Below are 16,469 nucleotides of genomic sequence, written 5' to 3' on the forward strand. Positions count from 1 at the left end.
GCCTGCGTACCGGCCGGGGTCAGCGGACGCGGTCGTAGACCAGTGACAGGGTTCCGTGCTCGCCGGCCGCCTGGCTGACCAGGGACCACGCGTTGCGGGCCGGCAGACCGTCGTCGAAGAGACGCGGACCGCCGCCCAGGAACACCGGGAAGACCGTCAGGGCGAGGCGGTCGACCTGGTCGGCAGCCAGCAGCGCCTTGATCACGCTGGCGCTGCTGAGCACCAGGATGTCGCCGCCCTCGGTCGCCTTGAGGTCAGCGACCACCTCGTCGGTCGGCCTGTCCACGATCGCGGTCCGCTCCCAGGGTGCGTCTTCGAGCGTGGAGGACAGCACGACCTTGTCACTCTCGACGAGCCACCTGGCGAAGCCCTCGTCGCGCGGATCGGCGCCCTCCATGCCGATCACGGTGGGCCAGAACCCGAGGAATCCCTCGGCGTTGACCCGGCCCAGGAGAGCGGTGGTCGCCGGCTCCCAGAGGTTCGTCAGGTGGTCACGTGCGACGTCGGTGATCGCGTACGGCATCACCCATCCCATGTCCATCGGGTCCGTCGTGGCGTAGCGACCGTCGAGCGAGAGGGCCATGTTGGTGACGACCCTGCGGCCGTCGGTCTGCTGTGTCATGTCGTGCTCCTTGTGTCGTTGTCGTGCGGGTTTTCGCTGTTGGTCGTGGGTGGCTCGTCCTCGATGAGGGACACGAGACGGTCGAGGCTCTGCCCGAATCCGATCTCGATCCCGGCGATGAAGTCCGCTGCTTCGGTCGCGCTGTCGGTGATGCGCAGCTCGAGGTCGAGATCGGCGCCGCTCGCGGTCGGTCGAAGGGTGATGCCCACGTGGGCGGTGAACGCGGTGCCGCCGCCGGGCAGTTGCGGCGACAGCCGGTAGGCGAGCTGCTCGTACGGCCGCACGTCGTCGACGACGCCATCTGCACGGCCGACGATGACGTCCGCACCGCTGGTGTCCTCGACGTCGCGGTACTCCTGGACGATGCGGCCGCCCGGCTGCGCGTCGAAGACGAGCTCGGAGACCCGGAGGTCCTGGGGCGTCCACCATTGCGACAGCAACGCGGTCTCGGTGAGGTACGGCCAGGCGTCTTGAGGGCTCGCCGCCAGAGCCCTGGTGAAGCTGAACGTACGACCATCGGCCCACCCGGCCTGGTCCGCGGCGAGGCGTTCGGCTTTCAGGCTGAGGCCGTACTGGTCGAAGGTCTCTCGCGAGCCGACTTGTTCGGACGCACCGGCGAGCTCCTGCAGGGCCGCGGCGAGGTCACGCAGGGGAGTGGACTGCAGGGCGTAGATCCGGCGCTGGCCGCTGCGCTGCGACGTGACGATTCCGGCGCGCTCCAAGGTCTGGAGGTGCTTGGTCGTCTGCGGCTGGCGTGCGCCGGCGAGCTGGGCGAGGACTCCGACTGGGCGGGGTCGCTCAGCCAGCAAGGTGACGAGGCGCCAGCGAGCCGGATCGGCCAACGCGGTGAAGAGTGCTTCCATGGCAAGCAGTATTCTCCGCAACGCATATTCGTGTCAAGGAATATCTCCGTGTTGGTTAGAGATAGAGGCGAAAGCCCTCTGCTTCCGGGGAGAAACCGGCCGACGTGTAGAGCGCGTGGGCGCCATCTTGTGCATGCCTCTTGTGGCTGAGCAGCTGAACCTTGTGGCATCCGGCGGCTCGCGAGTCCGCCAGCACACGCTCGAGGAGCAGCGTCGCGACACCACGGCGACGCTGGGCGTACGCCACGACGACGGCCTCGATGAACGCGGTGGGCCGGCAGTCGTACGTGATGTTGGGGAGGATCGACAGACATGCGGTACCGACCGGAACACCCGCAGAGTCCGCGGCCAGATAGACGGTGACGTCAGGGGAGACCTGCACCCGGTCCCAGGTGGCGACCTGCAGCGCCGATGCAACGGGTCGCTCCGCCGGCACGTCCTGCTGTAGAGGAACGTCAGCCTGGTTCTCGGCCAGGACCGCGAGCACCGAGGTGAGATCGTCAGCTCCTGCAGGGCGTACGGCGTATGGGGAGGTCACACGTCGACGATGTCACGCATCCCGGCGCACCGAGGCCGCCGCCGGGCCGATAATTTGAGGCCGTGGAACTCGTGTCGCTCACCTCATTCCTCGGCGTTGCCCTGCTCGAGCTGGGGATGGTGCTGATCCCAGGCCCGAACATGGTCTACCTGACATCACGGGCGATCTCGCAGGGTAGGCGCGCCGGGCTCGTGTCGCTCGCCGGTGTTGCTCTCGGGTTCGTCGCCTATTTGCTTGCCGCAGCCGCCGGCCTGTCCGCGCTGTTCGCGGCCGTGCCAGAGGCCTATCACGCCGTGAAGGTCCTGGGCGCTGCCTACCTCGCCTGGCTCGCCTGGCAGATCCTGCGACCTGGGGGTGTTTCGCCGTTCGAGCCCCGCCAGCTGGATCCACATTCCTCGGCACGACTGTTCGGCATGGGGCTGCTCACGAACCTCCTGAATCCGAAGATCGCGCTGCTGTACGCAGCCTTGATCCCGCAGTTCATCGATCCTGCGCTGGGTGCGGCGTGGTGGCAGTTCCTCCAGCTCGGCAGCGCACAGATCATCGTCGGCGTCGGCGTCAACGCCCTGATCGTTCTCGTCGCCGCGTCGCTCGCCAGATACCTGTCCCAGCATCCACGCGTACTCCAGACGCAGCGCTACGTCTCCGGGGGCCTGCTGGGCTTCTTCGCCGCCAGGATGGTCACCAGCAAGCCCGCCTGAGCGTGATTCCCGCTGTATCCGTTTGTCCGATAATGCACATTATGTCAATTTGTGGTGAGTAGAAGGCGCCCGGGCCTCGGCTCCCACTCCCCGCACCGGGCGCGATGCGCTCTGCTTCGAGAATCAGCTGACTGAGCGCGACTTGGTAGCGTTTCGGCTATGAGCAAGCCTGTCGACGACAACGTGGCCACGTTGCTTGGCGAGGACAAGGACGTCCTGGCTGCGCGCCTCTTTGCCGCATCATTCACCGAAGGCGCTCAGAATCCCCTCGACTTCGGCAAGATCCAGACACAGCTGGCCGCCATGGCCGGGCTCGGGCGCTTGAAGGCCTTCTTCAGTAGCGGCGCCCCGAGCTACGCCCTTGGCGTCGAGCTGGTGCTCCGCTGGGAGCGGGCCATGCTGGCCGCCCGCGTGTACGGCGGCGACGGCGCCAACATGCTTCTCCTGCTCCTGAGCGACGGTGAGCTGGTCCGCGACTCCGCCGACCCGTACACGGCGGCCCTGACCGCAATTCGTACCGCGGCGCCCTGACGCCACGCACGCTCAGCGCCGTGGCGATGTGAACGCAGGCTGCCCGCTCCCCTGCCTCGGCGAGAGCCGCGTGCGCACAGATGAGCCGGATCGGTGATCATGAGTTGATGAACGCCACACGCCTCCTCACCCGCGACGACGTCCCGGCCCTTGTGGAGCTGTTTCGTATGAATCGCGACTTCCTGGCGCCGTGGGAGCCGGATCGCGGCATCGACTACTTCTCGGTCGAGGGACAACGAGCCGTCGTCGACGAGGCGCTCGAGCGGCACGAACAGGGTCTCACCTATCCGCACGTGATCCTCGACGACTCAGGTCAGGTCGTTGGTCGCATCAACATCGGGAACGTCGTGCGTGGCCCGTTCCAGTCCTGCGGCGTCGGCTACTGGGTCAGCGAGCACGCGAACGGCCGAGGGCTGGCCACCGCGGCGCTGGGCGAGATCAAGGAGCACGCGTTCGGCCAGCTGGGCCTGCATCGGATCGAGGCAGGCACCTTGGCCGAAAACGTCAGGTCGCAGCGCGTTCTGGAGAAGAATGGCTTCGTACGCTTCGGTTTCGCCCCGGCCTACCTTGAGATCGCGGGCAGATGGCAGGACCACGCGCTCTAGCAAACGCTCAATCCCGAGCACAGCTGACTCCGCAAGCCCATCAGATCGGACCAGGTCATGACCGTTCAGGGCGAGCTGACCGGTCGGCGGTTCCTGGCGATCTGTGTGGCGCTGGTGTTCTTCGGCACGCTCGCCTTCACTGTCCTCGCGCACGTCCACGAGGCCGATGCCGCGGACCCGGGCGAGTTCAGCTCGCTCACACGCCACGACCTTCGTACGGACTGGGCCAAGACGGAGGAGTTCCCGGTCCTGGTGCCCCTCCGCCTTCCCGCCGGGGCCAGGACGAACGACGAACCCGGATTCACGTTCAACAGCATCGCCTCCGATCCCGCTCAGAGGCCCGCGCGTCGGGTGTGGGTCTCGAGCTACAGCAGCGAAGCGCTCGGGCCGGAGTTCTCCGTGGAGGTCTTCCAAAGGCCGAAGGCACCCGGATCCCACCCGTGCGGGGCTGTGACGGACCAGTTCCACCTGGAGCGGCACGTCGCGGGAGCTTTTCTCAGCATCTGCTCGAACGACCTGGAGCACAACGCGAAGGCGCGGCGCTACTGGGCCACCGTCGTGTTCACGGCCGACCTCGGGCGCGTGACCTGGCTTCAGGGCTGAAGCCGGCCACGGCTAGGCCTTCGGGCAGCTCGGCTTGAAGGCTGTCGGCTTCCCCGGCCCCAGCCTCTGGCCGTTCGTCGGGAACACCTCGTCGTGAGCTCGCGTCCGGCGCACCGTGGGAGCGTCGAGCACCGCACACGTGCCGTTGTCGAACTGGAGCTGCACGCGAACGACCTGGTCCGGCGCCAACCCTCGCGGTACGACGAATCCCCCGGCGTCCGAGGCATCTCCGGCCCGGCTCTCCTTGCCGGGGACAATCGGCAGCCACATGGCGGTGCTTGCCACAGCCAGATCGCCACTCTCCGTGCTGAGGGACACCGCCTTGAGCGCCATGGGCTCTCGGCCGCCCACGAACGTCGCCGACAGCGTCGCGGACCCGTCGGTGTTGGCAACCATCACCACCCCTGAGATGACGAGGTTTCCCCTGCCTTTGGGGTCAGCCGCCGTGTCGGTCGGCTCGGTGGCCGAAGCTCCGCCGGACTCAGGCGCGACCACGAGGCTCACCGCGTCCGCCAGCGTTGCTGTGCCACCTGACGTCGGCGCACTCACCGTCCGGAGGTCGGCTCCAGGATCGACGCGGGCTTCCGGCGAAGGCGCAGCGAGCAGGGCCGCGACCGTCGCGACGACAACCGGCGCCGACGCCAGAATGGCGCGGCCTCGCGGAGAGCTCGAGCTCATGGCAGTCCCTGCATACCTGGAAGTGTCCAGCACTGGGCCGTTTGTGACAATGCGACCTGAATCTGAGATCCGTACGTGGACGACACGCTGGCTCGATGGCTCTCACACCCTCCGTTCCTCGCGCCGGCGGACCAGCTCCTCGACCGCGCTGGGCAGCGTCGACTCGAAGTCGATGAGCTTCGCCCACGTCGGCGTGACGACGATCCTGACCATGCCGTCGTGATAGAGCGAGCGCACCTCGGCCTCCCACTCGACCCGTTGCTCGGCAGTCATCTCGTACGTGCTCGTCATCTGCAGGTACTCCTTGGGGATGCCGTCGACGTAGTCCAGCTCGGCCACACCTCGTACGAGCAGGATCTTGGGCGGATGCACCTCGGTGTCGATTGTCAGGGCGACCGCCGGATTGGCGCGGAGTGCCGCGAGCTTCTGCGAGTTCTTCGCGGTCGACATCACGATCGTCGAACCGTTCCACGCGAACGCGATGGGGATGGCTCGGGGCGTGCCGTCCGTGCCGACGTAGGCCAGTCGGGTCACGTCGCGAGCCAGCAGCTCCTGGCTGTACGGCTTGTTCAGGACATCACGAACATCGTTGCGGTCCATGGTCAGCTCCTCACTTCGTGATCTCGTATCGCATGAGTGCCACACCGTTCTCGAAACCGGTGGCTTCGACGAGCGCGAGGTCCTGACGGTCCTCGAACACGCGGGTCCCCTTGCCTCGCGACGTCGGGCAGACCATCAGCCGGAGCTCGTCGACGACACCGGCTGCCAGCAGCGAGCGCATGAGCGTCAGGCTCCCCCAGAGCCAGAGATCCTTGCCGCTCTGCTGCTTGAGGTCGCGGACCGTGGCGACCGGGTCGCGAGTCACGGTCGCGGCAGGGAACTCGCCCCACGGCGCCTCCTCGAGCGTGGACGACGCCACGACCTTCGTGAGTCGATTGAGCTTCTCGCCGTACTCCCCCTGGTCGCTGGCCGTGGGCCAGTAGCCCACCGACTGGGCGTATGTGTTGGCGCCGAGGATCAGCGTGTCCACCGAGTCGATGAGGCCCATGATGCTGTCCTTGTACGCCGGTTCGGTCCTGTCGGAGAACGGCTCCACCGTCACGAAGCTGAGTCCCCCGTCCTCCTCCGCGGCGATGTTGTCGACGGTGACCCACTGCTGGACGATGAGCTTGCGCTGGTCAGTCATTTCCCTGTGTCTCCTTGCGTTTGATGGTCGCTTCACATCAGGGACGGCGCCGACCACGCGTTCTCGACATCGATCCGCAAGGAAAAGTTGGTTCAGCTGCGCAGCAGGCCGTTGAGACGGGCCGCCTGGCGGGTCAGGTGATCGCGTTCGGCGAGGTTGCTGGCAGCGCGGGCAGCATCGGCGTACAGGCGGGCCGCGCCTTCGAGGTCGCCGGCTCGCTCGCGGAGGTACGCCTCGGCAGCCCGATGCCTTGGCACCTCCCGATCGACCTGCTCGAGCGCCGCCAAGCCGGCCTGCGCTCCGTCCGCCTCCCCCACCGCGACGGCGCGGTTGAGCCGGATGACCGGGTTGTCGGTCAGGCCGTCGAGCTCGTCGTACCACTCGACGATCTGCACCCAGTCGGTCTCCTCGACCGTCCGGGCGTCGGCGTGGAGAGCGGCGATCGCGGCCTGCGCCTGGAACTCGCCGAGTCGGTCTCGCGCAAGCGCGTCCTGGAGGATGGTCACGCCCTCCGCGATCATGCCGGTGTCCCACTGCGACCGGTCCTGCTCCGCGAGCGGCACGAGAGCACCATCAGCTGTCGTACGCGCCGAGCGGCGGGCGTGGTGCAGCAGCATCAGCGCGAGCAGCCCGGAGACCTCCTCGTCGGGCGTCAGCGCCCTGACCTGGCGGGTCAGTCGGATCGCCTCCTGGGCGAGATCGAGCTCGCCGCTGTAGCCCTCGTTGAACACGAGGTAGAGCACCCGCAGGACCGTCGCCACGTCCCCCGTCTCATCGAGCTTCACCGCCGAGACGGTGCGTTTGGCGCGGCTGATGCGCTGGGCCATGGTCGCCTCGGGGACGAGGTACGCCTCGGCGATCTGCCGTGTCGTCAGCCCGCCGACCGCGCGCAGCGTCAGGGCGACGGCGGACGACGGCGTGAGCGACGGGTGCGCGCACAGGAAGTACAGCTGCAACGTGTCGGACGAGTCGGAGGGACCCGGGGCAGGCTCGGCGGCCAGGCGGTTCTCACGGGCGAGCCGTGAGCTCTCGGCCCGCGTGGCGTCGAGGAACTTGCGCCACGCAGCGGTGATCAGCCAGCCCTTGGGGTCATCCGGAGGGTCGGCCGGCCACGTCGCCAGCGCCTTCAGCAGTGCGTCCTGCACCGCATCCTCGGCGGTCGCGAAGTCAGCGCCGCGCCGGACCAGGACGCCCGTGACCGCGGGAATCAGCTCCCGCAGCAGACTCTCGTTCACGGCGATTCGGTCACTCCGCGTCGCTGGGCGCGGCAGCATACGACGGGCGCACCTCGAGCCATTCGCAGAGCGGCACCCCGCCCGGTCCCGGCGCGGCCGAGTACTCCCCCGCGATCTCGACCGCTCGCTCGTACGACTCGACGTCGATCATGAGCCAGCCGGCGATCAGGTCCTTGGTCTCCGCGAACGGTCCGTCGGTGACGGGTGGCCGGCCCTCGCCGCCGTGCCGCACGAACGCGCCACCCGGCGACAGCGCCTGATGGCTCACGAACTCCCCCGACTCCTTGAGCCGCGTCGCGAAGTCGCGCATCCACTGGACGTGCGCGTCGACGTCGGCGGGTTCCCATTGCTCCATCGGCGGATAGTCGACGACCGGCGCCGGACCGCCTCGATAGTGCTTCAGCACAAGGAACTTCGCCATGTGTCTCCTCCGCGAGTCAGGGTTTCTCGACATCATCCCCCACGCGGAGGTGATCTCACGTGACCGGGAAGTCGAAGTACGTGTCCGGGTACGGCTCATCCGTCAGCGTGTAGTGCCACCACTCGTAGGCGTATGAAGCGAAGCCGCAGGTCTCCATGACCGCACGAAGGTGCCGCCGGTTGGCCGCTGCGACCGGCGCGGTGCCCGGCGCATTGTGGTGTGACACCGGGTCCATCAGGTCGTGGTCGCCACCCATGGCCGCCAGCTCTCCCGTCCGGAGGTCGAAGAGCGTGAGGTCGACCGTGCTCCCCCGGCTGTGCCCCGACCTCGCGGCGACATATCCCCGGTCGAACATCTCGGCTCGTGCGATGTTCGGGAAGTGCCGTGCCTTGGTCCGGCCGTCCTCCGGCTCCCGTGACCAGCGCAGGAAGGCATCCACGGCGCGCTGCGGGCGATAGCCGTCCCAGATCAACAGCCCGAAGCCACGGGCGGCCGCCTTGTCGCGGGCCGCTTCCAGGGCAGCGCACAGCGCCCTCGTGCCCACGATGCGGTTGGCCTGATAGCCGTCGACGGGCTTGCCGGTGAAGTTGTCCCACGTCGCGTACTTCGCGTCCCAGCGGATTCCCGGGACCAGCTCGTCGACGTACGCGAAATCATCGTGACTGTTCATGGTTCCAGTGAAGGAATCCCACTGTTGCCGGCCTGTATCGGGAAATCGATACGCCGACGATAGGTGCCGGCCACATATCGTCGGCGTATCGAAAACCGCATACGTACGGGCAACGGCCGGCCACCTTGACTTGACGCATGATCCACCGGCCACCGGTACGCCCCGCGATACGCCGCCTGCGCCCTGCCCGTGTGACCACGGGCGTCACGGCCTTCGGCTGCGGGCCGCACGAAGCCGCGCTGTTCCGTGACCTGTCGCCACGCTTGCGCGTGACCTCCACGATCACCGACGAACCAGTGACTGCCGACAACCTCGGCCTGGCGGCCGGCAACCGGTGCATCAGCGTGGGCCACAAGTCACGCATCGACCACTCGTTACTGCTCGCGCTCAGCGCAGTGGGCGTGGAGTACGTCTCGACCCGGAGCATCGGCGACAACCACATCGACGTGGCGTACGCCGAGAGCATCGGCATCACGGTCGGCACTGTGGCGTACTCCCCCGACAGCGTCGCCGACTACACGCTGATGCTGATCTTGATGGCGCTGCGGCACGCCACTTCGGTCGTACGCCGTGCCGATCTCCACGACTACCGCCTGCACGAGACCCCTGGCCGTGAGCTGCGCGACCTGACCGTCGGCGTCGTGGGGACCGGGCGCATCGGCGCCGCGGTGATCGACCGACTGCACGGCTTCGGCAGCCGGGTCGTCGCCCACGACCTGCGCTCCACGACGAGCGCCGAGTACCTCACGTTCGACGAGCTGCTCCGGGTGAGCGACGTCGTCACGCTGCACACGCCTCTGACACCCGCCACCCACCACCTGCTCGACGCCCGGCGGCTCGAGCAGATGAAACCCGGTGCCGTCATCGTCAACACCGGCCGCGGCCCGCTCCTCGACAACTCGGCGCTCGCGACGGCGCTGGAGAGCGGCCGGCTCGGCGGGGCGGCCCTCGACGTCGTCGAGGGCGAGGAGGGCGTGTTCTACGCCGACTGCCGCCACCGGCCCATCGCGAGCACTCCCCTGGCGCGGCTCCAGGAGCTGCCCAACGTGCTGATCAGCCCGCACACCGCGTACTTCACCGACCACGCCCTCGCCGATGCCGTCGAGGACTCCCTGACCCACTGCCTGACCTACGAGAGCGAGCACCCATGACCAGACTCAAGATCGCCGTGCTGTTCGGCGGCTCCTCCGAGGAGCACCCCATCTCCGTCAAGTCCGCGCAGGAGGTCGCCAAGAGCCTCGACCCGGAGAGGTACGAGCCGTTCTTCGTCGGGATCACGACGAGCGGTGCATGGACGTTGTGCGACGGGCCGCAACCCGGCTGGGAGAGCGCCGGCACCCCCGTGATCCTCTCGCCCGACAGCTCGACCCGCGGCCTGCTCGCGCTGGACGGCGACTCGTACCGGACGATTCCCCTGGACCTGGTCTTCCCCGTCCTGCACGGCAAGCGCGGCGAGGACGGCGCGATCCAGGGACTGCTGGAGCTGACCGGCATCCCGTACGTCGGGTGCGACGTGCCGAGCTCGGCGCTGTGCATGGACAAGTCCCTCGCGTACGTCGTGGCAGCCAGCGCCGGCATCGCCACGCCGAACCACTGGGTAGTTGCCGCGAACGAGAACATCGAGCCCGACGGGCTGACCTATCCGGTCTTCGTCAAGCCGGCCCGTTCGGGCTCCTCGTTCGGCGTCAGCAAGGTGTCCTCGAAGGCCGAGCTGCTGAGCGCGGTCGTGACGGCCAAGCAGTACGACTCCAAGGTGCTCATCGAGGAGGCCGTCGTCGGCAGTGAGGTCGGCTGCGCGATCCTGAGCGAACGATTCGGCCTGGTCGCCGGCGAGGTCGATCGCATCGCGCTGACGCACGGGTTCTTCCGGATCCACCAGGAGGCGACGCCAGAACAGGGCTCCGACAACTCGACCCCGATCGTCCCCGCAGACATCTCCGACGACGCGCGCGCTCGCGTGCAGGAGACCGCGAAGCGGATCTACCGTGCCCTCGGGTGCAAGGGCCTGGCCCGCGTCGACATGTTCCTCAAGGACGACGGCACCGTCGTGCTCAACGAGGTCAACACCCTGCCCGGACTGACGTCGTACAGCCGCTATCCCCGGATGATGGCCGCCGCTGGGCTGCCGCTCACCGAGGTCATCGATCGCCTGGTGGACCGCACGTTGCAGGGCACGAGACGGTGATCGGGCTCGCCGCGCTGACCGTTGCGGTGTCGGTGGCCAGCGTCGTGCTGACCACCGCGCTCGTCACGGTGCTGGGAGACCTCGTCGATCGACTCTGTCGACGCTCCTAGCCGCGCCCGCGCCACCTCATGTAGCGGCCGAACGCGCGATAGATCGCCGGCCGCAACGGCAGGTCCCACTCCCCGACGTACTGCACCGCATGACCTCCGGTGCCCACCTTGAACTGGATCAGGCCCACGTGCGGATCGTCGGCGTCGAGGGTCGGCGTGATGCCGCGCAGGTTGTAGACCTCGCACCCGTCGGCCAATGCGTCGCGGATCATCGCCCACTGGCACGCGTTGGACCCGCGCACCTCGCGCTTCGCGGTCGACGAAGCGCCATAGGAGTACCACGCCTGCGCACCCACCTGCACCATGATCGTCGCCGCCACCAACACGCCCTCGTGGTGGGCGACGTACAGCCGGATGCGTTCAGGGGCTTCGGAGCGCAGCGCGGCGTACATCGTCTCGAAGTAGCGCAACGGCCGCGGGGTGAACCGGTCGCGCTCGGCGGTGTGGACGTACAGCTCGTGGAAAACCACGAGGTCCTCGCTGACCGTGACCTCCACTCCTGCCTTCGCCGCCCTCCTGATGTTGCGGCGCCACTGCTGGTTCATGCCGGAGAGCAGGTCGTCCTCGGTCCGGCCGGCCAGCGGGATCTCGTACGTGAACTGCGGCTGCCCGGCGCCGAAGCCGTGCTCCGGGCTCTGCGGCAGCCACCCGGCAGCCCTGAGCTGGCCGTTCACGGCCATGCCGACCGGTGAGGTCTCGGCACCGGCCAGGTCCGTGAGGCTCGTGACGCCCGGGTCCGCAAGGCCCTGCTTGACCTGCGCGGCGCTCCACGTCCTGGTGCGCACGGGCGGGCCGAGACGGATCGCGAACGCGCCGCGGCTCCTGAGGTACGCCGCCAAGGGGTCGAGCCACTGAGCCAGCGATCCGGTCCACTCGATCTGCGGGCCGTCTGGGACGTACGCGAGCGTGAATCGCTCGAGCCGGGGCACGGGTCGGTGCAGCACCAGGGCGGTGCCGACCAGCTTCCGGCCGTCGAACCAGCCGAGGGACTCGCTGCGCCACTCGGTCTTGACCCGGCCCCACGCAGGAGTCTGCAGGAAGCTGCCCGATCCTTGCGCTTGCACGTGCGCGAGGTGCTCCTCCGAGCCGATCGGCTCGACCGTCAGGCTCATCCCTGCCCCTGCATCCGCGGGTCCTGCGTCGGGTCTGCGTATCGGGGCGGGCAACCGTCCCGGGCGGCGTCCGGTCGCAGCTCGTAGTGCCACGGCTCGTTGTCGTAGACCTGGCAGAGCCCGTACGCTGCGCCCCGGTTGGACAGCCAGACCATGGCATCCGTGCCGGCGATGTCGATCGCGTCGCCCGTGACGTGCGGCGACGTGTCCGGGGTGGCCACCCACCGGGCGGCCTCGGCCTTCGACCCGTACTTCGAGACGGCATCACGGAGCAGCTTCGCCTGGTACGCCTTGGAGCGCCAGCCGCTGCTGACCTCGAACCGAATCCCGGAGTCGGATGCGGCGCGCCGCAGGGCGTCCAGGAGATCGCCGTCGAGGTCGGCCACCGCCGGGACGTCGTCGTCGAAGACCGTCGTCCCGGCTGGCACCCGCCCGTCGGCGACGCCCAGCGCACGATGCCCGCCGGTGAGGCGTCGCACGGTGTCGAGGGTCGGGCTCGCCGAGGAGGACGAGGCGGTGAGTGACTGGTAGCCGAGGTCGACGAGCAGGGCCGCGCTGAGCATTGCCAGCGCGATCATGACCGTCGATCGTGTCCGAGTGCGTCGTGTGAATGCCATGCCGCCAGTCAAGGAAAGGCGGCGTTGCCAGCGCGTATGAGCATTTGGATACGCGGACGATACGGTCCGGCTCGTAGCATCAGAGGATGCGTGTCTTGATCGTCGAGGACGAGCCCTACATGGCCGACGCGATTCGCGACGGTCTGCGACTCGAGGCGATCGCCGCCGACATCGCCGGCGACGGTGACACCGCGCTCGAGATGTTGAGCATCAACGCGTACGACATCGCCGTGCTCGACCGGGACATCCCGGGGCCGTCCGGTGATGCCGTCGCCGAGAGCATCGTCGCCTCCGGCAGCGGCATGCCGATCCTGATGCTGACCGCCGCCGACCGGCTCGACGAGAAGGCGTCCGGGTTCGAGCTCGGCGCCGACGACTACCTCACCAAGCCGTTCGAGCTGCAAGAGCTGGTGCTCAGGCTCCGGGCCCTCGATCGTCGGCGGGGCTACAGCCGCCCGCCCGTGCGCGAGATCGCCGGGCTGCGCCTCGACCCGTTCCGGCGCGAGGTCTTCCGCGACGGCCGCTACGTCGCGCTGACCCGCAAGCAGTTCGCCGTGCTCGAGGTCCTCGTCGAGGCCGAGGGCGGCGTCGTCAGCGCCGAGAACCTGCTCGAGCGTGCGTGGGACGAGAACGCCGACCCGTTCACCAATGCCGTACGCATCACCGTCTCTGCGCTCCGCAAGCGTCTCGGCGAGCCGTGGGTCATCGCCACGGTCCCGGGCGTCGGCTATCGCATCGACACCGCCCCCGACGGGCGTGACGAGCATGGATAGGTCGCCGGGCCTGAGCGTCCGGCTCAAGCTCACGCTCAGCTATGCCGCCTTCCTCGTGGTGGCCGGCGGCATGCTGCTCGCCGTCGTGTGGGTCTTCCTGCTGCGCTACGTGCCCGACGTGATCTTCACGGACGTTCAGCGCGTGCCCAACCGCTCCGACCTCGTCAAGGCCTTCGCGCCCAAGGCCGCCTGGGCCATGGTCTTCCTGCTGCTGTTCGGGCTGGTGGGCGGCTGGCTCCTGGCCGGCCGCATGCTCGCCCCGATGACCCGGCTCACCCATGCCACGCGGCTGGCGGCAGAAGGTTCCCTGTCCCACCGGATCCGGCTCGAGGGGCGCAACGACGAGTTCCGCGAGCTCGCCGACAGCTTCGACACGATGCTGGCACGCCTGGAGGCCCAGGTCGCCGAGCAGCAACGATTCGCCGCCAACGCGTCCCACGAGCTGCGCACCCCGCTGGCCATCACGCAGACCCTGCTGGAGGTGGCCCGCAACGACCCCGACCGCGACAACGGCGAACTGGTCGACCGCCTCCACTTCGTCAACGCCCGCGCGATCGACCTCACCGAGGCGCTGTTGCTGCTGAGTCGCGCCGATCGTCGGTCCTTCACCCGGGAACGGATGGACCTGTCGCTGGTCGCGGAAGAAGCGAACGAGACGCTCCTCCCCCTGGCCGAGCAGCGCGGCCTCGTGATCAAGACCTCCGGCGAGACCACCCCCACGATCGGCTCGCACGCCCTGCTGCTCCAGATGACGGTCAACCTGGTGCACAACGCGATCGTCCACAACCAGCCCGATCAGGGCACGGTGTGGGTGGGCACCACGGTCGAGGGCCGCAGCGTGGTCCTGACGGTCGAGAACACCGGGCAGCCGCTCGCGGCGCAGGTCGTCCCGACGCTCGCGGAGCCGTTCCAACGGGGCACCGAGCGCGCACGCAGCGACCACGCAGGCGTCGGGCTCGGCCTGGCGATCGTCAAGAGCATCACCCAGGCGCACGACGGGACCCTCGACCTCGCCCCGCGCGCCGGCGGTGGCCTCACCGTGACCGTACGACTTCCGGCAGCGCCGCCCCAGCCGGACGAGTGACGCTCGGGCGGCGAGGTTGATACGTTCGAACGCATGACCTCCAACCTCGACTCGGTCACGTTCGACGCCAACGATCCCGAACGCCTCGCTCGGTTCTGGGCCGGGCTGCTGGGCTGGGAGACCGTGCCGGACGAGGACGGCTTCCAGCTCGTGCCGACGGACGGCACGGCGTACCGAGTCGCGTTCTACCCGACGCAGGAGCCGAAGACCGGACCCAACCAGACCCACTTCGACCTGACGAGCGCGACCCCCGACGAGCAGCAACGCACCGTCGCGAGGGCCCTCGAGCTCGGCGCCACCCACCTCGACATCGGCCAGACGCCCGAGGAGGGCCACGTCGTGCTCGCCGACCCCGAGGGCAACGAGTTCTGCGTCATCCCCGCGGGCAACAACTTCCTCGCCGACACCGCCTTCATCGGGGCGATCAACTGCGACGGCACCCAGGCGGTCGGCTACTTCTGGAGCGAGGCGCTGGGCTGGCCGCTCGTCTGGGACCAGGACGAGGAGACCGCGATCCAGTCGCCCGCGGGCGGCTCGAAGATGTCGTGGGGCGGGCCGCCGGTCAACCCGAAGACCGGCAAGAACCGGATCCACTTCGACATCGCTCCCCCGGCCGGCACCGACCAGGAGGCCGAGGTCGAGCGGCTCATCGGGCTCGGCGCCAAGCGCATCGACATCGGCCAGGGCGACGACGTCAGCTGGGTCGTCATGGCCGATCCCGACGGCAACGAGTTCTGCGTCCTGACTCCTCGGTAGCCCCGTGGGGGCATTGCCCTGCGGTCATGCGGTGGCACGGCCTACCGTTGAGGGATGACGACAGCCGAGCACCGAAGCGCCTCGCCCAAGGGCCTCGTCGTCGTCCTGGTGGTCGTCGCGCTGGTTGCCGCCGCCGGCGTGGCCTGGCTGCTCAGGCCGGATGACACGACCGGCCGGCCGTTCGCGATGGGCTCCCCCGTGCTCCAGCCCGTGGCCGTCCCGAGCGGCACGTGCGCCCGGCCGGCGACCACGCCGTTCACGCCGACGAGCGTCACGATCCCGCACGTCGTCAAGGACGGTCAGGTGCTCGCCCTGCCTCGCGACTCGCGCAACGTGCCGGGCGTCCCGCCGACGTCGGCCAAGTTCACGTTCGCGTGGGACCGGCCGGGCATCAAGCCCGGCTCGGAGCGCGGCAACGTGCTCCTGAACGCCCACACCTGGCCCGACGGCTCCGCGGTCGGCAACGTCATGCTCGACAAGCTGCACGAGGGCGACCGCATCATCCTGCGCGGTGGCCGGTCCGAGCTCTGCTACACCGTGAGCAAGCGGATCGAGGTGCTCGCGAGCAAGGGCTATGCGCCCTACTACGCCCGCGACGGCCTTCCCCAGGTCGCGCTGATCGTCTGCTCCGGCAAGCGGCTCGGACCCGGCGAGTGGACGCACCGCACGATCTGGTTCGCCGACCCGGCAGCCTGAGCCGGCTCAGTGCCAGTTGCTGACGCGCTCGTCCTCCGGGGCCGGCGCACCGGTGCCGGTCTCCAGCAGCGCCTTCAGGCTCATCAGGAACGTCGCCCACTTGGTGCTGCAGTGGTACATGAAGTCGACGGGCTCCTGCCATCCTCGGTGCGCGAACATGATGATCGTGTAGCCGTCCTCGGTCGTCAGGTCCCAGCTGACGTGCGTGCCGATCCACTCCTCCGGTCCGGCGACGACCTCCCACAGGACCCGCTCGGCCGACTTGGCCTCCAGCACGCTCATGTCGAAGCCGTTCGGCTCCGGCGCGCCCTCGAACCGGAACTGGAGCACGCCGCCGGCATCGCCGTCGCCGCGTACGTCCCTCGTCCACCAGCCGGCCAGCCCTTCGGTCGTGGTCAGCGCTTCGTAGACGGCCTCCTGCGAGGCCGTGATTCCCACTCGATGCAGGATGTCCACCATGGTTCTCTCCTTGTGATGTCGTGC

22 protein-coding genes are annotated in these 16,469 nt (G+C 68.7%); 10 read left to right on the forward strand and 12 right to left on the reverse strand.

The window, feature by feature from the left end; translation table 11 throughout:
- Positions 1–19: 19 nt before the first annotated feature.
- The 3 genes from ASE12_RS02695 to ASE12_RS02705 are packed head-to-tail and all read right to left on the reverse strand — an operon-like array spanning position 20 to position 2,023.
- Positions 20–622, reverse strand: coding sequence for a dihydrofolate reductase family protein (locus ASE12_RS02695; RefSeq protein ID WP_056396611.1), 603 nt, complete (start codon positions 620–622; stop codon positions 20–22).
- Entirely contained in the window at positions 619–1,485 is an 867-nt protein-coding gene (locus ASE12_RS02700) for a metalloregulator ArsR/SmtB family transcription factor (RefSeq protein WP_056396614.1), read from the reverse strand. Before ASE12_RS02700 ends, ASE12_RS02695 begins: the two co-directional genes overlap by 4 nt.
- A gap of 55 nt (positions 1,486–1,540) precedes the next feature.
- Positions 1,541–2,023 (reverse strand): GNAT family N-acetyltransferase, encoded by a 483-nt coding sequence (locus ASE12_RS02705; RefSeq protein ID WP_082582037.1) that lies wholly within the window; start codon positions 2,021–2,023, stop codon positions 1,541–1,543.
- 62 nt (positions 2,024–2,085) lie between these two features.
- Between ASE12_RS02705 and ASE12_RS02710 the strand changes: the two genes are divergently transcribed.
- The 4 genes from ASE12_RS02710 (at position 2,086) to ASE12_RS02725 (ending at position 4,463) form a co-directional block, all read left to right on the forward strand.
- Positions 2,086–2,724 (forward strand): LysE family translocator, encoded by a 639-nt coding sequence (locus ASE12_RS02710; RefSeq protein WP_235508827.1) that lies wholly within the window; start codon positions 2,086–2,088, stop codon positions 2,722–2,724.
- A 159-nt stretch (positions 2,725–2,883) separates the two neighbouring features.
- Positions 2,884–3,255 carry a hypothetical protein gene (locus ASE12_RS02715; RefSeq protein ID WP_056396619.1) on the forward strand — a complete coding sequence of 124 codons (372 nt, stop codon included), beginning with the start codon at positions 2,884–2,886 and terminating at the stop codon, positions 3,253–3,255.
- A gap of 80 nt (positions 3,256–3,335) precedes the next feature.
- Complete coding sequence (locus ASE12_RS02720; protein WP_200954951.1) at positions 3,336–3,860, forward strand: GNAT family N-acetyltransferase; 525 nt, start codon at positions 3,336–3,338, stop codon at positions 3,858–3,860.
- A gap of 57 nt (positions 3,861–3,917) precedes the next feature.
- Positions 3,918–4,463, forward strand: a complete 546-nt coding sequence (locus tag ASE12_RS02725; protein WP_056396623.1) for a hypothetical protein — start codon at positions 3,918–3,920, stop codon at positions 4,461–4,463.
- A 12-nt stretch (positions 4,464–4,475) separates the two neighbouring features.
- Here ASE12_RS02725 and ASE12_RS02730 read toward each other — a convergent pair whose 3' ends face one another.
- From ASE12_RS02730 to vanX, 6 genes are all read right to left on the reverse strand, one after another.
- The gene (locus ASE12_RS02730) at positions 4,476–5,141 is read right to left on the reverse strand and encodes a hypothetical protein (protein WP_056396626.1); all 666 of its coding nucleotides are present in this window, start codon (positions 5,139–5,141) and stop codon (positions 4,476–4,478) included.
- A 102-nt stretch (positions 5,142–5,243) separates the two neighbouring features.
- Entirely contained in the window at positions 5,244–5,741 is a 498-nt protein-coding gene (locus ASE12_RS02735; protein ID WP_056396629.1) for a pyridoxamine 5'-phosphate oxidase family protein, read from the reverse strand.
- A 10-nt stretch (positions 5,742–5,751) separates the two neighbouring features.
- The gene (locus ASE12_RS02740) at positions 5,752–6,327 is read right to left on the reverse strand and encodes a dihydrofolate reductase family protein (protein ID WP_056396632.1); all 576 of its coding nucleotides are present in this window, start codon (positions 6,325–6,327) and stop codon (positions 5,752–5,754) included.
- A gap of 92 nt (positions 6,328–6,419) precedes the next feature.
- Positions 6,420–7,601, reverse strand: a complete 1,182-nt coding sequence (locus ASE12_RS02745; RefSeq protein ID WP_200954952.1) for a DUF6596 domain-containing protein — start codon at positions 7,599–7,601, stop codon at positions 6,420–6,422.
- A complete protein-coding gene (locus tag ASE12_RS02750; protein WP_056396639.1) occupies positions 7,573–7,983 on the reverse strand; it encodes a YciI family protein in 411 nt (136 codons plus the stop codon). Before ASE12_RS02750 ends, ASE12_RS02745 begins: the two co-directional genes overlap by 29 nt.
- Positions 7,984–8,038: 55 nt before the next feature.
- Positions 8,039–8,653 (reverse strand): D-Ala-D-Ala dipeptidase VanX, encoded by a 615-nt coding sequence (gene vanX, locus ASE12_RS02755; RefSeq protein WP_056396642.1) that lies wholly within the window; start codon positions 8,651–8,653, stop codon positions 8,039–8,041.
- 137 nt (positions 8,654–8,790) lie between these two features.
- On the opposite strand from vanX, the gene ASE12_RS02760 reads away from it, so the two are divergent.
- Both ASE12_RS02760 and vanA read left to right on the forward strand, forming a co-directional pair.
- Positions 8,791–9,804: an NAD(P)-dependent oxidoreductase gene (locus ASE12_RS02760; RefSeq protein WP_082582038.1), complete on the forward strand. Its 1,014-nt coding sequence runs from the start codon at positions 8,791–8,793 to the stop codon at positions 9,802–9,804.
- Positions 9,801–10,838 (forward strand): D-alanine--(R)-lactate ligase, encoded by a 1,038-nt coding sequence (vanA, locus tag ASE12_RS02765; protein WP_056396645.1) that lies wholly within the window; start codon positions 9,801–9,803, stop codon positions 10,836–10,838. Before ASE12_RS02760 ends, vanA begins: the two co-directional genes overlap by 4 nt.
- A 106-nt stretch (positions 10,839–10,944) precedes the next feature.
- On the opposite strand, the gene ASE12_RS02770 is transcribed toward vanA, so the two are convergent.
- Together ASE12_RS02770 and ASE12_RS02775 are read right to left on the reverse strand one after the other, a co-directional pair.
- Positions 10,945–12,060, reverse strand: coding sequence for a peptidoglycan bridge formation glycyltransferase FemA/FemB family protein (locus ASE12_RS02770; RefSeq protein ID WP_082582039.1), 1,116 nt, complete (start codon positions 12,058–12,060; stop codon positions 10,945–10,947).
- Positions 12,057–12,638, reverse strand: a complete 582-nt coding sequence (locus ASE12_RS02775) for a M15 family metallopeptidase (RefSeq protein WP_235508828.1) — start codon at positions 12,636–12,638, stop codon at positions 12,057–12,059. The genes ASE12_RS02770 and ASE12_RS02775 overlap by 4 nt, the downstream gene beginning before the upstream one ends.
- Before the next feature lie 125 nt (positions 12,639–12,763).
- On the opposite strand from ASE12_RS02775, the gene ASE12_RS02780 reads away from it, so the two are divergent.
- The 4 genes from ASE12_RS02780 to ASE12_RS02795 are packed head-to-tail and all read left to right on the forward strand — an operon-like array spanning position 12,764 to position 15,986.
- Complete coding sequence (locus ASE12_RS02780; protein ID WP_056396654.1) at positions 12,764–13,450, forward strand: response regulator transcription factor; 687 nt, start codon at positions 12,764–12,766, stop codon at positions 13,448–13,450.
- Positions 13,443–14,534: a HAMP domain-containing sensor histidine kinase gene (locus ASE12_RS02785; RefSeq protein ID WP_056396655.1), complete on the forward strand. Its 1,092-nt coding sequence runs from the start codon at positions 13,443–13,445 to the stop codon at positions 14,532–14,534. Before ASE12_RS02780 ends, ASE12_RS02785 begins: the two co-directional genes overlap by 8 nt.
- A gap of 33 nt (positions 14,535–14,567) precedes the next feature.
- Positions 14,568–15,290, forward strand: coding sequence for a VOC family protein (locus tag ASE12_RS02790; RefSeq protein ID WP_056396658.1), 723 nt, complete (start codon positions 14,568–14,570; stop codon positions 15,288–15,290).
- Positions 15,291–15,344: 54 nt separating this feature from the next.
- Entirely contained in the window at positions 15,345–15,986 is a 642-nt protein-coding gene (locus tag ASE12_RS02795) for a class F sortase (protein WP_056396660.1), read from the forward strand.
- Positions 15,987–15,992: 6 nt separating this feature from the next.
- On the opposite strand, the gene ASE12_RS02800 is transcribed toward ASE12_RS02795, so the two are convergent.
- Entirely contained in the window at positions 15,993–16,445 is a 453-nt protein-coding gene (locus tag ASE12_RS02800) for an SRPBCC domain-containing protein (RefSeq protein ID WP_056396663.1), read from the reverse strand.
- Between the last annotated feature and the right edge of the window lie 24 nt (positions 16,446–16,469).

This window comes from Aeromicrobium sp. Root236, assembly GCF_001428805.1.
Classification (GTDB): Bacteria; Actinomycetota; Actinomycetes; order Propionibacteriales; family Nocardioidaceae; genus Aeromicrobium.

Coding starts and splice junctions, on each gene's coding strand:
- ASE12_RS02695 (WP_056396611.1), bottom strand. CDS start 622: ATGACACAGCAGACCGACGGCCGCAGGGTCGTCACCAACATGGCCCTC.
- ASE12_RS02700 (WP_056396614.1), bottom strand. CDS start 1,485: ATGGAAGCACTCTTCACCGCGTTGGCCGATCCGGCTCGCTGGCGCCTC.
- ASE12_RS02715 (WP_056396619.1), top strand. CDS start 2,884: ATGAGCAAGCCTGTCGACGACAACGTGGCCACGTTGCTTGGCGAGGAC.
- ASE12_RS02720 (WP_200954951.1), top strand. CDS start 3,336: ATGAGCCGGATCGGTGATCATGAGTTGATGAACGCCACACGCCTCCTC.
- ASE12_RS02725 (WP_056396623.1), top strand. CDS start 3,918: ATGACCGTTCAGGGCGAGCTGACCGGTCGGCGGTTCCTGGCGATCTGT.
- ASE12_RS02730 (WP_056396626.1), bottom strand. CDS start 5,141: ATGAGCTCGAGCTCTCCGCGAGGCCGCGCCATTCTGGCGTCGGCGCCG.
- ASE12_RS02735 (WP_056396629.1), bottom strand. CDS start 5,741: ATGGACCGCAACGATGTTCGTGATGTCCTGAACAAGCCGTACAGCCAG.
- ASE12_RS02740 (WP_056396632.1), bottom strand. CDS start 6,327: ATGACTGACCAGCGCAAGCTCATCGTCCAGCAGTGGGTCACCGTCGAC.
- ASE12_RS02745 (WP_200954952.1), bottom strand. CDS start 7,601: ATGCTGCCGCGCCCAGCGACGCGGAGTGACCGAATCGCCGTGAACGAG.
- ASE12_RS02750 (WP_056396639.1), bottom strand. CDS start 7,983: ATGGCGAAGTTCCTTGTGCTGAAGCACTATCGAGGCGGTCCGGCGCCG.
- vanX (WP_056396642.1), bottom strand. CDS start 8,653: ATGAACAGTCACGATGATTTCGCGTACGTCGACGAGCTGGTCCCGGGA.
- ASE12_RS02760 (WP_082582038.1), top strand. CDS start 8,791: ATGATCCACCGGCCACCGGTACGCCCCGCGATACGCCGCCTGCGCCCT.
- vanA (WP_056396645.1), top strand. CDS start 9,801: ATGACCAGACTCAAGATCGCCGTGCTGTTCGGCGGCTCCTCCGAGGAG.
- ASE12_RS02770 (WP_082582039.1), bottom strand. CDS start 12,060: ATGAGCCTGACGGTCGAGCCGATCGGCTCGGAGGAGCACCTCGCGCAC.
- ASE12_RS02775 (WP_235508828.1), bottom strand. CDS start 12,638: ATGATCGCGCTGGCAATGCTCAGCGCGGCCCTGCTCGTCGACCTCGGC.
- ASE12_RS02780 (WP_056396654.1), top strand. CDS start 12,764: ATGCGTGTCTTGATCGTCGAGGACGAGCCCTACATGGCCGACGCGATT.
- ASE12_RS02785 (WP_056396655.1), top strand. CDS start 13,443: ATGGATAGGTCGCCGGGCCTGAGCGTCCGGCTCAAGCTCACGCTCAGC.
- ASE12_RS02790 (WP_056396658.1), top strand. CDS start 14,568: ATGACCTCCAACCTCGACTCGGTCACGTTCGACGCCAACGATCCCGAA.
- ASE12_RS02795 (WP_056396660.1), top strand. CDS start 15,345: ATGACGACAGCCGAGCACCGAAGCGCCTCGCCCAAGGGCCTCGTCGTC.
- ASE12_RS02800 (WP_056396663.1), bottom strand. CDS start 16,445: ATGGTGGACATCCTGCATCGAGTGGGAATCACGGCCTCGCAGGAGGCC.